The sequence below is a fragment of the Hymenobacter montanus genome, assembly GCF_014699115.1.
Lineage (GTDB): Bacteria > Bacteroidota > Bacteroidia > Cytophagales > Hymenobacteraceae > Hymenobacter > Hymenobacter montanus.
This window is the reverse complement of record NZ_JACXAD010000006.1, coordinates 26,904-40,807: the sequence shown is the minus strand read 5'-3', so window position 1 is coordinate 40,807 and position 13,904 is coordinate 26,904. Positions and strand designations below refer to the sequence as shown.

The following is a 13,904-nucleotide window of genomic DNA, read 5'->3' as shown; positions in this document are numbered from 1 at the left end:
CACCAGGGCAGCAGGAGCACAAAAAGCCCCTTGGCTGGCGGCCAGAAGGCTTTGGCTAGAGCGTGAAGGGAAAGGTGGTTAGGTCGGCTAAACATGGCGCGAGCCGGCGTCGGGGACGCAATAGCGGCTGGCTTGGCGTCGGTGCCCCGAGCAAAGCAAGAAGGCCGCACTAGTTATAATTGTGCCGGTTCTTTTAAAAGAGTGAAGGCCCCCGACGCAAAAAAGGATTGATACAGAGTAAAGACTATGCGTTGCCATTCAACGGGCTCTATATCCTTTAAGCCTCTTGGCAATCACGACAATAGAGTAGCTATTGCCCACTTATAACGTGTTCCTCAAATCTGCGCTCCCGATGGCTTTTTTCGCTGGCTTTTATACTTCTCCCATAATCAGCGGGTTGAACCTGATGGCAGCGGCTCTCTTCGGGTACGCCCGCCTGACGGATGGCCGCGAGTCGAAGGGGTATCTGCTGTACGTGGGCACCAACGTCGCCTCAGCCGAGGACGACTCCATTTTTTTGTACCACCTCTCCCCTGCCACCGGCGTCCTCACCCGGCTAGGTGCCCAGCGCGGCGGCGCCCAGCCGACTTATTTAACCATGGATGCGGGCCGGCAACGGCTGTACGCCGTGAGCGAGACCGAAACGTTTCGGGGCGAGCCCGGCGGGAGCGTGAGTGCCTTTGCCGTGGATCCGCGTACCGGCAACCTGACCCTGCTGAACCAGCAGCCTTCCCACGGAGCTTCGCCCTGCTGCATTAGCCTCGACCGCAGCGGCAACGTGGTGCTGGTGGCCAACTACCTGGCTGGTACCGTAAGCCTGCTGCCGTTGGCCGCCGATGGGCAGCTGGCGCCGCCCACGGCTACCAGCCAGCACGAAGGCTCGGGGCCGCACAAAAACCAGAACGGGCCGCACGCGCACTGTATCGTGCCCGACCCCGCCAATACCTTCGCCTTGGCGGTCGACCTGGGCACCGACCGGGTGTACGCGTACCGGCTCGATGCAGCTCAGGGCCAGTTGCTGCGCCAGCGCGAGCCCGCATTTGTGGCCCGACCCGGGGCGGGCCCCCGGCACCTTACTTTCCACCCCAGCGGCCAAATGGCCTATCTTATCAATGAGCTCAACTCGACCGTGACGGCGCTGGCGTATGAGGCGGCGGCCGGCAAGTTTCGCGAGCTGCAAACTATATCAACGCTGCCAGCCCACTACCCCGGCCCCGGCGAGAACTCCGGCGCCGACGTGCACGTAGCGCCCAGTGGCCGGTTTCTCTACGCTTCGAACCGGGGCCACAATAGCATTGCGGTGTTTGCCATCGACCCGCACAACGGAACTCTGACGCCCATCCAGCACGTCGACACCCAGGGTAAAACGCCCCGCAACTTTACCCTGGATCCTTCCGGCCGGTTGCTGTTGGTCGCTAACCAGCACTCCAACAACGTGGTAGCCTACCACGTCGACCAGCAAACGGGCCGGCTCACCCCCACCGGGCAAGCGGTGGAGGTACCATCGCCCATGTTTTTGCAAGTGGTAGAGGATTTCACCCAGTAAAAAGAAGATGTAGCACGTGGATTTGGCCGGTACCTGTCCATGCCTGGGCCGCGCGGCCGACTGGGGGCGGGACCCGGATGCGCACCGGCACCGCTCCAGTCCCCGTTTCCTGGCTCTCGCTAAGGCAAATCCATATCTTTGCATTGATGTTTAACCTGTTGTGACGGGAGCAGCCGGCCAGGCAACGCGCCGGAATGGCTACCGTAAGCAGGACGAGGATTGGACGGTGCCAACGAGGGCGACCGGCCACTGCTGGTAGCGCTTCCAATGCCGGGCTTCGGCGTGGCAAGTTCCTCTCTCCTCCTCCCAGCCTTCTTTTACCATGCCCGATCCTTACGAGCCCCGCCCCAAAGAATTGCAGTTCCCGCTTTTTGTGAAGGCCCCGCTGATACTGCTGACCCTGACCTTGCTGGTGTTCACCATTCACGTGGCGAGCGCCATCATCTTCCCCCTGTTTTTCGCGGCCATCTTCGCCATTATGCTGCACCCGATAGAGCAGTGGCTGCTGCGCCACCGGGTGCCTAAGCTGCTGGCCATCACCCTCACGGTGGTGCTGGGGGTGGTGTCGCTGCTGGGCCTACTATACTTCATCTACGCGCAGGCCGTGCAGCTGTCGAGCCAGATGCCCTTGTTCCGGGCGAAGTTAGCCCAGACCACCGACCAAGTGCACCAGTGGCTGCAAAACCAGGTGGGCGTGAGCGACCAGAAGCTGCAGAGCGTGCTGAGCGAAGCCGGCAGCCGGGCTTCGGCGCTGCTGGGCAGCACGCTGTCGGCGGTGTCGGGCCTGGTGGTGGTGGCTACCCTCATTCCGGTTTATATCTTTCTGCTCCTCCTGTACCAGAAAAGGCTGGTTGACTTCCTGACCCAGGTGTTTTCCCGGCATCACAACGACACCAGCGTGCTTGACGTGCTGCACGAAAGCAAGGCCACCATCCGGAGCTACATGGTGGGCTTGCTCATTGAAGCCAGCATCGTGGCCAGCCTCAATACCACGGCGCTGCTCATCATTGGGGTGCCATATGCCCTGCTGCTGGGGGTGCTTGGTGCCCTACTCAACTTCATTCCATACATCGGCGGGCTCATTGCCATCGCGCTGCCCGTACTCATGGCCTTCGTGACGAAGCCCGGCTACGGCCACGCCCTGGCTGTAATCTTGGCCTACATGCTCATTCAGTTCACCGATAACCATCTGCTGATTCCGCGCATCGTAGCCTCTAAAGTCAAGGTCAACGCCCTGGTGGCCATCGTGGGCGTGCTCGTGGCTAATGCCATTGGCGGGATCGCGGGCATGTTCCTGGCCTTGCCGGTCATTGCCATCCTGAAAATCGTGTTCGACCGAATCCCGGCGCTGAAACCCTGGGGCCTGCTGCTGGGCGACGAGGAAGGGCCCCGCGCCAAAAGAACTAAGAAGAACGCGGATAACCAGTTGGTGGTTGAGTAGGAATACACGCTGGGCGGCCCGTTAGCGTAGCCCACTGATGGGTCCCTGGAAGCTACCGTCTTTCTATTCGAACAGGCCGCGCGTCACGGCTACGGCCTCGGCGTCACTCGCGGCCCAGGCATCGGCATCGGTGTTTTGCCACAGGGTGGCGTCGTGCCCAAAGGAATGGCCACCCACCAGCACGCGCACGCAGCGGGTGGCCGGATCCCGACGCAGGGCCGCGACTAAGTCGCGCACCTGGGGCACGTGATGCGGCATGGAAGCAGCCATGAGTACCAGGTCCACGCGCTGGTCGGCCACCATGCCGTGGATGCTATTCAGGGGCCGGCTGGCTCCGAGGTAGCTCACGTCCCAGCCATCGTATTCCAGGAAGTCAACCACCATTTGCAGGCCGATGGTGTGCGGGTCGCCCGCAACGCAAGTTGCCAGCAGCCGGCGGCCGTTGCGGGGGGTGCGCTGGAAGTAAGGCCGCAACTGGGCCATCAGGCCGGCGGTGGCCGCCGTGCAGTAATGCTCTTCGGCGATGCTGATGGTGCCGCGCTGCCATAAGCTGCCTACTTCCCGCTGGGCGGGCTGCAGCACGTGCAGGTACAAATCGCGAACGTCGGTACTAGCTTCGGCTTCCTGAAGTACCAGACGCTGGGCGGCGGGACGGTCGGCGGCCAGCAGCAGGGCCAGGTAGTTGATAGCCAAAGTACCAAACCGGCCAGCCGGAGCTCCGTCGGGGGCGGGCAGCGGGGCCGCGTCGGTGCTTTCCGGGGCCGTCAAAGCATTCCGGCCCGCGTTGAGCATGCGGGCGGCGAGGGCGTATTCATCCGTACTCAAGCGTGGTAGCAAGGCCTGACCCAAGGCAGCCACCTGCGCGGCAGTAGTTTCGGGGCCCAGTTGCTGGCTCATTTGCCGTACGTGGGCGCCAAACAAGGCGGGGCTGTTCATCAGCACGGCATTGGCCAGGGCCAACGCCAGCAGGTGCCGCTGGAGGTGGTCGGGAGAGGTATCGACAGTAGCGGAATCGGTTATGGTGGGCATTAGCGGTTTGGCGGCGTAGCCGGCCAAAGCCCCTAACTCCTGGTACAGCCGTTGAGCAATTTGCTCATGGAGCACTTGTTCAGTAAGCAACGGATTGATAGTATATCTCAGGCATACAAATAATTAGCAAATATCTTCCTACTAACCAGGACTTCGTCTAAAGCGCTCTTCTCTGCTGGCTCCACCCCTGCCGGCCAACGCTAGGTCCGAATGCCGGACAACCAGGCTTCGGCGGCTTCGACCGTCGCGAACCGCTGGAAGACCAACCCGCTGGGCGACGAGTTCAGCACCGACTGGACGGCCAACCGATGTAAGGCATTGGTACCTTCCACAAGGGCACAATGACAGGCGTGAACCTGGCTGATGAGCCGCGGCATCCAGTTTTCGATGAGCCACTGCTGGGCCACGCCCGACAAGGGCTGGCGTTGGCCGTGGTCGGATAGGATCTTGCGGGCCCCCGAGTGAATCAGCAGGGCCAGGGCCTGCTCGTAGAAGGCCTTTACAGTTTCTATCGACGTGCGCTCGGCGCTCCAGGTGAGCCGCACGAAGCCCGCGGGGTGGTGAAAAATTTTGCCGGCCGGGCTTTGAAAATAAAGCGCTTCCTTGGTACGGAGCAGCAAGTTCATGGGCAAAGGGGTAGATGCGAAGGAAAGGACTCTGTTGGAAGACCGAAATCTACGTCAAAAAATGAACATTATTGGCTTATAACGCAAATTCTATTTTTCCGTAAGCCCTCCTCAGTGGGAGTTTGGCCACCCGCCCGGCCCCGCTAATTATACCAGTTATCAACCGGAGTTAGCTATTATTTTATCTATTATCAGTAATGCGTCTATATTTTGAAAATTCGGTGGGCCGGGTGCTTGAGCACCCCGACGGCTATGCCCTGGTACGGTACGCGGCGGGGCAGCGCGACTTCGCTTTCTTCCGGGCTTTTCTAACCCATACCGGCCACTTGCTACGCCGTTATGGCTGGCACCAACTACTGGCAGACCAGCGTGCTACGGCTCCGTTTACCGATGAGGAACGCACCTGGGTTCATGAGTACTGGCGGGCCCGTAGCGAGCGCGGAGGCGACGAGCTCCACAGTGCCGTTATCCTTCCGCAAGGCCTGCTCAACCGCCTCTCGCCAACCCTGCTGATGAACGACTCCCAGCCGTCAGCCCTGACCTACCGGCTGTTTGAGGCCGAGGCGGAAGCCGTGGCGTGGCTGCACCAGCAGCGCCGCCTAGCGAGCTTGTAGCGCCAAGGAGCCCATATTGGATTTTATTGCGATAAATCGACCCATCTCGCAAGCGCCGGCACGCCGGAGTCCTATACCCCATTCAGAGCCTTGCTGCCGCTGCGAATGAGCGGCAGACCAGCGTCCGTGCGCAAGGGTAACCAAGATCCCCGAGGCCGCCGGGCCCAGGGCCACGAACCAGTTTTCACATTGCTACTTCGGCTACGACGGCGGTGCTTCCGCCCGCATCGTCGTCGGTTACGAGCAGCAATTCCCAGCGGCCAGCGCCTAATGGGCGGCGCACGGCTAGTCCTTCCACTTTGCCGAGGTAGTCGCGGCCATCAGCCCAGCTCAAACGAGCAAAGGTGGGCGGGCGGTGAGGGCCATCCAACACGCCCACGAAGGAGCCGAGCACGGCACCGTCCAGCACGGCGTCAGCCGTATCTTCTACCGAAGCGGAAACGAATAGCTGCTCCCGCACGAAGGTGGCTCCCGAGAAGCCTGCCGAGCGGCCGTTGAGGTGGGGCAGTTCGAACCGCTGGGGTGCGGCCACGGCCGGAGCCGCCCCGGTGCCCGCCAGAAACTGCAGGGTGGCCGCCAGCGGCAGGCGGAACAGCAAAGCCCCGTGGGCCACTTCCACGGTGCGCTGAAACAGCAGCAGCTCGGCCGCGTTGGCCGCGGCCGCTTCGAGGTTAAGGGTGGCACCGGCGGGCAAGTGGGGGCGCAACAAGGCGTAGAGGGGGGCCAGGCCCACCCGCTGCGGTGGGTCGCCCGAAACGGGCACAAACCAGCCGTTTTCACGCATCGGCGTACTGCCCGAGCCCAGCGCCAGCACGCCCGCCCGGCCATCGGGCCAGGTAAGCGCGGTCAGGGCTTCGACGTCGGCCTTGGTGCTTTTAGGCAGGCGTCCGCTGCTGAACTCGCTGCTTTCGAATAGCCTTACCTGACCCAGCACGGCCAGCGTCGCGGCGTCGAGCAGGTATACAAACGGGGCATCGTCGCTGACGACGTAGGCCACGGGGCCAATTAGCTCAATACCCGAGGCTGAAGGCAGCCCAGGGATGGTGGTTTCGGAAAGAACGGTAGCAGTCATAAGCATAAGAGCGCGGCACTGGCACTCCACCACGAGTGGGTGGAGGCACCCGCGCAGGTCGGAGCTAACCACGCGTTGGCGAAGCCCAGACCCGCAAGATAGCCTGCCGGGTGGAGCCCTCGGGGTTACGGCCGGCGAACCCCGCACGTTCCGCACCGGGGGTGCAGCCACGGCTGGGCTAACGCCTACTTTACAATCACCAGCTCTACCCGCCGGTTAAGCCGCCGGGTCTCTTCGCGCTCATTGGAATACTTAGGCTTCGTGCCCCCATAGCCCACCGTGGTGATGCGACTCTCGTCGACCCCACGGCCCACCAGGTAGCGCTTCACCTCGGCCACCCGGTCTTCGGACAGTTGCTGGTTCTTGTCGGCCGGCCCCACGTTATCGGTATGGCCTTCGAGGCGCACCTCGGTGCTGGGGCTGGCTTGCAGGGCAATGGCCAAGCGGTTGAGCTCGGGGTAGGATGAGCCCAGCAGCCCCGCTTTGCCCTGGGCGAAGATGATGCTGGGCAAATCGAGCTTGGAGCCTACGCTAGCGGGCAGCAGTAGCAAATCGCGCCGGGGCGAGCCGCTCGCCACCAGGGTGTCGCCCACGCTGAGAAAGCCGCCCCCCGTGGCCGAGAGGTAGTACTTCCCCGGCAGCAGCGACAGCTGGTAGCCGCCGGTGTTGTCGGCGCGGTTGGTAGCGTTGAACTGCACGCCGGCCGCGTTAGCCAGCAAGTTGGCTGTCACAATGGCGCCCGGCACCGGCTGCTTAGTGCGCGCATCGAGCACCCGGCCGCTCACAAACGCCCGGGCCGACGCCTCCGTGACCACCGCCACGGGCGCGGCGGGCAAGGAGTCGGCCGGCACGGGGCGGCCGGTGCGCCAAATATCGCTGGGACCGCCCGAGGTGGCCGAAGACGAGAAATACGCCGTTTTGCCGTCGGCCGTGAGGCAGAAGTACGCGTTGAAGCCGGGCCCGTTCACGGTGGGGCCCAGGTTGCGGGGCTCGCTCCACCGCTGCCAGCTGTCGTCGAGGCGCTGGCTCACAAAAATATCGGCCGAGCCGTAGCCCATGTGGCCATAAGAAGCAAAATATAAGGTTTGCCGATCCGGAGTCAGCCAGGGTGCGAAGTCGAAACCGGGCGAATTGATCATCGGACCCAAGGTTTTGGGCTCGGTGTAGCCGCCATTGCCATCGGGCATGCTCACGTAGAGGTCGTTGCCGCCTTCCGAATCGCTGCGTTCCAGGGAGAGCAGCAGGATTTTCTCATCCGGCGTCAGGTAAAAGCCCGCGCCGGGTACCGCCGAGTAGTAGTTAGCGATGCGCAAGGCCGTGGGCCGAACGTTCTTGGCGGCGGGGCCCAGGGCCGCGGCGCGCGGCAGCGTGCTCACGCCTTCATCGCGAAAGGCCTCGTTTTCGTAGGTGCCCCGCACCAGCAGCGTCTGCCCCTCAGAGCCCACGGTGGCGACGACCTCGTTGTTCTGGCGCGTGTTGACGGTATTAAGGCGGGTGGGGATACCCCAGGTCTGGCCTTTATCAGACGACTGGCTCATCCAGGCATCGCCGGAGTCGGCGTTGCCCTCGGTATTGCCGTCGAACTTGGTGCGCGCAAAGTACAGCGTGCTGCCGTCGGGGCTCAGCACGGGATGTACTTCGTTGGCGGGCGAATTTACGGTTCCGCTCAGCGGCTGCGGCGGCCCCAAGGGCAGGGGGCTCTCCAACAGGTTCAGGCGAAGCTGGAACAGGCGCCACTGCTGGGTGGCCCGCCCGTTGGCTTTTTGGGCCAGCACGGGGGTACCGTTGAACTTATTGGGCGCCGCCAGGGCCGCGCTCCGCTCCTCGCTCTTGTTTTCCAGCTGGTAGCTACCAATCGGGCCCGCCTGGATCAGGCGCCACTGCTGCTCGGCGCTGCCTTGGAAAGGGCGCTGTACCAAGGGCATGTTCTCGCCGGGCTTGCTTACCGTCAGGCACTGGCCGCTGTGCCGGGCCTCAATACGGTAGTACTCGCTGCCGGCCTTCATCGGTACCAGGCGCCACTGCTGGCTGGCTGCGTGGGTGAACTCCCACTGCACGGCCGGCGCGCCGCTGGCCATGCTGGCGCCCGCCACGTCGAGGCAGCGCCCGCTGCCGCGGTCAATCAGGCCGTAGTAGGCCCGCTCATCGGGGACGAAGGGGGTTTGGGCGGGCGAAATAAATGGCAGCAGCAATAAAAGCGATAATAATCGAGGCATTAGCGGGGGCGGGCTACACAGCAGCGCGCATAGGTGAACTATACAAAAGAACATCTCGAAAAGGAAAAACCCTTGCTACCAATCTAATGCCAATCCGCGTTAGCCCTAGTTTGACGCCATGTAGCTCCCGGCCGACAGGGGCCCGGGGGTGGCCTGGGTGAAGGCCCAACCACCCGGCCACGAGGCGAGCGCACCATTGCGCGGGAAGGTGCCGGGCCAGCCGGAACCAAAAGCCCCGCCAGCGGCCGGCTGGGATCGAAATTCTTAGGCAAAAACTACGTGCAAAGCCCGGAGAACGCGCTGCGAAAAGCCCGCTGCCGGCCGGCGCGGTCTCGTCAGCTGTAGCGTTCCCAACCGCCACTGGGCAACGGTGGCACTCAATTCACAGTAAGAATTGAATAACCGCTCCTGTTTCTCCTCATCTTATCCTCGTTTTTTATGCGCAAAGGCACCAAAGTCACTTGGAAATACGGCACCGGCACGGCTACCGGCAAAATCGAATCGATTCACAAAGAACCGGTTTCGCGCACCATCAAAGGGTCCGAAATCCACCGCAACGGCTCGGTTAAGGACCCTGCCCTGGTCATCGTGCAGGACAATGGCGACCGGGTGCTCAAGCTAAAAAGTGAAGTAATGGCCGCCTAAAAAGCAGGCAACAAGTACGGCACTGGTTAAATTTAGCCGAGTCGTGCCCCGGGCGCATGTCCGCCGCGCTGCTCCCTGACTGGTACCGTGCTCGACGATGAACTGTTGCCCCGGCTCCGCATGGTGGGCTACGGCTCGAGCGCTACGCCGGCTCGGGCCTATGCGCTGGCTCGCCCGCGGCAGGAGTGCGAGCTGGTGCCCCTGGGCTCTAGACAAGTAAGGAATTACGCAATGCCCGCGCATCCCATACCCAGATGGCGGTTGCCGCATCGTGACTGCTCCGGATTCCACGCAGCCAGCTAACTAGCGGCCTATACCCGAAAAAAAGCGGTTGCGCCCCTTGCTAGGCTGGGCCGCCCCGTAGCCGGCCCAGGGCGTATGGGCGGCCGTATCGGCTCACCGGTTGGCGGCGACAGGCGGGCATTTTTGGTGGGCTTTCACGCCAGGATACCCCGGCAGCAACCCTGCCCCGCTTCTAGGCTTCCTCGCTGCTCCCCGTGGTAAGTAGCGCTCGTCGGCCAAGGCGGGTTAGCGGGCCCAGCGCCAGGTATTACCATTCTGAAACACGTAGAAATGCCGTCCGGGGAGCTGCACGATAGCCAACGGGGCACTGCCCAACCATTAACACGTATTTACGGCTGATTTATAATGCTTTCACAGCATTCAATAAACTTAGTAATCTTAAATAGCTTATTAGTAACTTGCCTCTCTATCCTTCCTTTCTACCTTCTACCATGGCTTTTCTTCCTCCGCACCCTTACGCAGTGCACTACCAAACCCAGCCTCCACTGCTTCGGGGCCTGGTGTTGCGGCCGCTGCTGACCCTTGAATTTACTGAAGCCTGCGAAATGCTCTTGGCCATGGCCCAGCGCTACCAGTGCTCTTACTGGCTGCTCGACGGCCGGGCCAACGAGAGCACCCGCCCAACCGACGTTTATCAGTGGCTGGTTAAGGAGTTCCTGCCCCAGGTACCGCGCGCACTGAAGCAGATTCCTCACGTGGCATTCGTCGCCCAGGCGAGCTTCTGGGACGCGCTGCAAACCCGCAGCTACCCCTTGAGCAACCCGGCGCTGGCCGCACCCGCGTTCCACATCGGTTGGTTTACGGAAGACGACGACGCGGAGGCGTGGCTAAATTTATCGCGCTCCACCCCCAACCTGGTCTTTCAGTAGCTGGGGCGAGCCCAAGTGGCGGTCGCAAAACTGACTAGGTAGCCCAGGCGCTCTGCTTTAACAGCGGCTGGGCCCACGCCGTGTGCCCGGCCGGGGGCTGCCACCGCGATGAGCCGGGCTCCCGGTAGAGCAACACCCAAATTTCTTCGAAGCTCTTACTGCTGGCCAGGCCGATGAGGCTGGGCCGTGGGCACCCGGCTTATGGGCCCCCACGGCCTGTGCCAGGTGGCATAATCCTTACGAAACACACCGGCTATCAAAAGCGTGTGTGGCGTGATTCGCCCCTGAAAAGGCAATAAGTCGCTTCCTATTCTCACTAGGCCGCGTGCCTGGCGGCCGGTTGGGGCCAGCAGACCGCTGGAAGCCTTAGCAAGTGGTGGAGGCACAGCGTTCAAGTCAATTGTATTTCTATTGTCCGTCTAGCCAGATCAATATTTATCCAATCCAGGGTTCGCTCACTTGGCACGCAATCTTGTAAACTGCTTCCCCGAGCATATTTTCTCAGCGAATATTTTTCGAATTTAATAACCAGCTCATACTCTCCCTGCCCATCTTGTCCAATCCAAGCCTTGGTAACAATCCTTTTGGTGTCATTCACACTCTTTTTAGAAGTTTGATTTTCAAAGAATGGCATGAGTACTCCATCGCACCAGACCTTTTGAACCAACTCATCTTCCGCATTTGCAAACGCTCTCGTCAAATGATGTTCGAGATAAGAGCAAAAGTCGTCGTTAAATGATTCTTTCGATGCGTCTTTATATTCATTCATGCACTTTCAGTGGTTGGGATGTTACCGCCAATAATATATTTTCCATCTAATTGCCGGCAGTAAGTTAACTAATTATATCGGGAGTAATTAAAAATTAGTTAAATCGAATCAGCTAATTAACCGATCTCAATGCCTATGCCTGAAATACGCAGCGCGGCCGAGTTAGCTGATAGCTCAATTCGGGGCGGGCTGCTTTGCCCACATTCCTCATCGGGATGAAAATCGGCCCAAAAAAGCCCCGCCAGCAATTGCCAGCGGGGCTTTTTCGCCTAGCGAATCTACCGGTTGTTCTTAATCAGGCTCGACGAAGGCTTGCTCTTCCATTTCGGTGGGCACTACTACAATGCCTTTCTGCAGCATGGAGTTGCGCTTACCATACAGGAAATACACGATGAAGCCCAGCAGCATCCAGCCCAGGGCTACTTTCAGGGTGAATGAGTCGAGGGCCAGAATCATGAGCGTACACACCAGGATGCCCATAATAGGCACGAAGGGAAACAGCGGCGACGACAGCGGCGCCCGGAACGGACGGTGCTGCTCGGGGTCGGAGCGGCGCATGATCCAGACGCCAGCTGACACCAGCACGAAAGCCAGCAGCGTACCGAAGGAAGTCAGGTCGCCGGCCAGGGAGCCGGGGACGAAGGCGGCGAAACCACCCACGAAGATGAGCAGGGCAATGTTCGACTTATAAGGTGTGGCGAAGCGGGGGTGCAACTCCGAGAAAGCCTTGGGCATCAGGCCATCCTTGGCCATGGAGAAGAACACGCGGCTCTGCCCCATGAGCATCACCAGGATTACCGAGGAAAAACCGAGCAGGATGGCCACCGTGACGGCCGTGCTCAGCCACCCGTAGCCGGGCATGTGCGCTTTGATGGCGTACGTTACCGAGGCCTCGCCACCCAGGGCCGGGTCGGCAAATTCGCGCCAGCTGGCCACGCCCGTCAGCACGTGGCCGAACAGGATGTAGAGCACGGTGCACACGGCCAGCGAGCCGAGGATGCCGATGGGCATGTCGCGCTTGGGGTTCTTAGCTTCCTGGGCTGCGGTGCTCACGGCATCGAACCCGATGAAGGCGAAGAACACGATGGCCGCGCCCCCGAGCACTCCACCCCAGCCGTGCTTGTTCCACTGCGTGTATTCGCGCACGATGCTGCCGGCCGCATTTTTCACGGGCTCGGCATTCTCGGGAATCAGGTAGGGCGTGTGGTTAGCAGGGTTGATGAACTGCCAGCCGACGGCGATGAACACCAGCACGATGGCCACTTTCAGGAATACCACGATGGCGTTGAACAAGGCCGATTCCTGGGTACCCTTGATCAGCAGCAGCGACAAGGCCACGATGACCAGCAGGGCGGGCAGGTTCAGAATGCCGTGCTCCGTCACCCCATTAACCACGGCGCTTTCAAAGGGCGAGTGGCTCATACTATAGGGGATGCTGGTGCCAAAAACCTCTAGCAACTTGTTCAGGTATTCGCTCCAGGCAATGGATACGGTGGCCGCGCCCAGGGCGTATTCCATAATCAGGGCCCAGCCAATCACCCAGGCCACGAACTCGCCCATGGTGGTGTAGGCGTAGGTATAGGCCGAGCCCGCAATGGGAATCATGGCCGCGAACTCGGCGTAGCACAGGCCGGCAAACACGCAGCCGATGGCGGCCACAACGAAGGCCAGCGTTACACCCGGGCCCGAAGCCTGGGCGGCGGCGGCGGCCGTGCGCACGAACAGGCCGGCCCCAATAATGGCGCCCACGCCCAGCGCGACGAGGTTGCCGGCCCCCAGCGTCCGCTTAAGCGTGCCGTGGCCGGTGGAGTTAGCCTCGCCCAGCAACTGGGCCAGGGGTTTTTTGGCGAAAATACTTGCCATATGTCAGAATTAAGAAGGGAAAAGTAGAGGTTAGGGAAAGTGGGTGCAACCGACCAAGCGCCAATGATAGGCGCGCCGTTGGCAACGGCGGGCCCGAAATATAGGGAGCAAATTCACTCCGACTCTATTTCCAGGCTTTTGCCGGGTACGCTGCGGCCGGCACCGGGGACTGCCGCGTTTAATTAAACTCAGGCGCCAAATGGGCATCTATGAGGAGTGAGCTTATCCAGCGGCCCATACGCGCCAGCCGGGTGCCCGCGTTGATGTCGGCCCGGTAAGGTGGGTGAGAGGCGCGAAAAATAAGGAAAGCGACTTTTCTCAACCATTCTTACTAAGCCTGGCTCAGCCTTTACCATTTCAGGCGGGTGCTCAACCCAAATAGCTTTCAGATTCCTTTTAAATTCACGCCAACTCTTTTCTTCATTTTCGAACATGAAAAACACGCTGCTTTTGCTGGCCTCCCTGGTTCTGACCACGGCCGGCGCGGCCCTCGCACAAGCCCCCGCAACAACGACCAGCCCGCAGGCCAACGAAAAGGCCCGAAGCCATCCAAGCCCCACCCAAAAAGCCGACCGCAAAGCCAGCAAAATGGCCAAGGCCCTCGGTCTGAATGCTGACCAGGAAGCTCGCGTGGAGCAGCTTCTGCTGGCGCGCCAGCAGGAGGTGGCGGCCCTGAAAACGAAGTACGGGACCGACAAAAAAGCGGGCCGCGCTGACCTGAAAGCCGCGCACGACCGTTACCAGGCTCAGCTCAAAACCATCCTCACCCCCGAGCAGTACACCAAGTTCAACCAGCTTAAGGAAGAGCGCCACGACCACGGCAAAAAGAAAGCTAAGGCCAACCCCTAACGCCCACTCAGGTGCTCGCAAACCTAAAGCCCCAGCCCCATCGGCTGGGGCTTTTTAGGCTC

12 protein-coding genes are annotated in these 13,904 nt (G+C 61.1%); 6 read left to right on the top strand and 6 right to left on the bottom strand.

The annotated features are described in order from the left end of the window. Positions 1 to 352 precede the first annotated feature (352 nt). Together IC235_RS06790 and IC235_RS06785 are read left to right on the top strand one after the other, a co-directional pair. On the top strand, positions 353 to 1,546 hold the full coding sequence (locus IC235_RS06790) for a lactonase family protein (RefSeq protein ID WP_191004418.1): 1,194 nt from the start codon (positions 353 to 355) through the stop codon (positions 1,544 to 1,546). Positions 1,547 to 1,868: 322 nt separating this feature from the next. Further along, positions 1,869 to 2,987 (top strand): AI-2E family transporter, encoded by a 1,119-nt coding sequence (locus IC235_RS06785; protein WP_191004417.1) that lies wholly within the window; start codon positions 1,869 to 1,871, stop codon positions 2,985 to 2,987. Between the two features lie 63 nt (positions 2,988 to 3,050). On the opposite strand, the gene IC235_RS06780 is transcribed toward IC235_RS06785, so the two are convergent. Together IC235_RS06780 and IC235_RS06775 are read right to left on the bottom strand one after the other, a co-directional pair. Further along, the gene (locus IC235_RS06780; protein ID WP_191004416.1) at positions 3,051 to 4,106 is read right to left on the bottom strand and encodes a cobalamin B12-binding domain-containing protein; all 1,056 of its coding nucleotides are present in this window, start codon (positions 4,104 to 4,106) and stop codon (positions 3,051 to 3,053) included. Between the two features lie 110 nt (positions 4,107 to 4,216). Next, positions 4,217 to 4,642 carry a hypothetical protein gene (locus IC235_RS06775; RefSeq protein ID WP_191004415.1) on the bottom strand — a complete coding sequence of 142 codons (426 nt, stop codon included), beginning with the start codon at positions 4,640 to 4,642 and terminating at the stop codon, positions 4,217 to 4,219. Between the two features lie 197 nt (positions 4,643 to 4,839). On the opposite strand from IC235_RS06775, the gene IC235_RS06770 reads away from it, so the two are divergent. Further along, positions 4,840 to 5,256: a hypothetical protein gene (locus IC235_RS06770; protein ID WP_191004414.1), complete on the top strand. Its 417-nt coding sequence runs from the start codon at positions 4,840 to 4,842 to the stop codon at positions 5,254 to 5,256. A 184-nt stretch (positions 5,257 to 5,440) separates the two neighbouring features. Here IC235_RS06770 and IC235_RS06765 read toward each other — a convergent pair whose 3' ends face one another. Next, entirely contained in the window at positions 5,441 to 6,328 is an 888-nt protein-coding gene (locus IC235_RS06765; protein WP_191004413.1) for a DUF6929 family protein, read from the bottom strand. Between the two features lie 185 nt (positions 6,329 to 6,513). Continuing rightward, positions 6,514 to 8,544 (bottom strand): RICIN domain-containing protein, encoded by a 2,031-nt coding sequence (locus IC235_RS06760; RefSeq protein ID WP_191004412.1) that lies wholly within the window; start codon positions 8,542 to 8,544, stop codon positions 6,514 to 6,516. Positions 8,545 to 8,982: 438 nt separating this feature from the next. On the opposite strand from IC235_RS06760, the gene IC235_RS06755 reads away from it, so the two are divergent. Together IC235_RS06755 and IC235_RS06750 are read left to right on the top strand one after the other, a co-directional pair. Next, complete coding sequence (locus IC235_RS06755) at positions 8,983 to 9,189, top strand: hypervirulence associated TUDOR domain-containing protein (protein ID WP_191004411.1); 207 nt, start codon at positions 8,983 to 8,985, stop codon at positions 9,187 to 9,189. 734 nt (positions 9,190 to 9,923) lie between these two features. Beyond that, positions 9,924 to 10,361, top strand: a complete 438-nt coding sequence (locus IC235_RS06750; RefSeq protein WP_191004410.1) for a hypothetical protein — start codon at positions 9,924 to 9,926, stop codon at positions 10,359 to 10,361. Positions 10,362 to 10,752: 391 nt separating this feature from the next. On the opposite strand, the gene IC235_RS06745 is transcribed toward IC235_RS06750, so the two are convergent. Together IC235_RS06745 and IC235_RS06740 are read right to left on the bottom strand one after the other, a co-directional pair. Further along, positions 10,753 to 11,130, bottom strand: a complete 378-nt coding sequence (locus tag IC235_RS06745) for a hypothetical protein (RefSeq protein ID WP_191004409.1) — start codon at positions 11,128 to 11,130, stop codon at positions 10,753 to 10,755. Between the two features lie 291 nt (positions 11,131 to 11,421). Next, a complete protein-coding gene (locus IC235_RS06740; RefSeq protein ID WP_191004408.1) occupies positions 11,422 to 12,993 on the bottom strand; it encodes an amino acid permease in 1,572 nt (523 codons plus the stop codon). 432 nt (positions 12,994 to 13,425) lie between these two features. On the opposite strand from IC235_RS06740, the gene IC235_RS06735 reads away from it, so the two are divergent. Further along, positions 13,426 to 13,842 carry a hypothetical protein gene (locus tag IC235_RS06735; protein WP_191004407.1) on the top strand — a complete coding sequence of 139 codons (417 nt, stop codon included), beginning with the start codon at positions 13,426 to 13,428 and terminating at the stop codon, positions 13,840 to 13,842. Positions 13,843 to 13,904: the final 62 nt, after the last annotated feature.

What these genes read in the sequence shown, in the direction of transcription:
- IC235_RS06770 (WP_191004414.1), top strand. Translation starts at nt 4,840, where the DNA reads ATGCGTCTATATTTTGAAAATTCGGTGGGCCGGGTGCTTGAGCACCCC.
- IC235_RS06760 (WP_191004412.1), bottom strand. Translation starts at nt 8,544, where the DNA reads ATGCCTCGATTATTATCGCTTTTATTGCTGCTGCCATTTATTTCGCCC.
- IC235_RS06775 (WP_191004415.1), bottom strand. Translation starts at nt 4,642, where the DNA reads ATGAACTTGCTGCTCCGTACCAAGGAAGCGCTTTATTTTCAAAGCCCG.
- IC235_RS06765 (WP_191004413.1), bottom strand. Translation starts at nt 6,328, where the DNA reads ATGACTGCTACCGTTCTTTCCGAAACCACCATCCCTGGGCTGCCTTCA.
- IC235_RS06755 (WP_191004411.1), top strand. Translation starts at nt 8,983, where the DNA reads ATGCGCAAAGGCACCAAAGTCACTTGGAAATACGGCACCGGCACGGCT.
- IC235_RS06750 (WP_191004410.1), top strand. Translation starts at nt 9,924, where the DNA reads ATGGCTTTTCTTCCTCCGCACCCTTACGCAGTGCACTACCAAACCCAG.
- IC235_RS06745 (WP_191004409.1), bottom strand. Translation starts at nt 11,130, where the DNA reads ATGAATGAATATAAAGACGCATCGAAAGAATCATTTAACGACGACTTT.
- IC235_RS06740 (WP_191004408.1), bottom strand. Translation starts at nt 12,993, where the DNA reads ATGGCAAGTATTTTCGCCAAAAAACCCCTGGCCCAGTTGCTGGGCGAG.
- IC235_RS06790 (WP_191004418.1), top strand. Translation starts at nt 353, where the DNA reads ATGGCTTTTTTCGCTGGCTTTTATACTTCTCCCATAATCAGCGGGTTG.
- IC235_RS06785 (WP_191004417.1), top strand. Translation starts at nt 1,869, where the DNA reads ATGCCCGATCCTTACGAGCCCCGCCCCAAAGAATTGCAGTTCCCGCTT.
- IC235_RS06735 (WP_191004407.1), top strand. Translation starts at nt 13,426, where the DNA reads ATGAAAAACACGCTGCTTTTGCTGGCCTCCCTGGTTCTGACCACGGCC.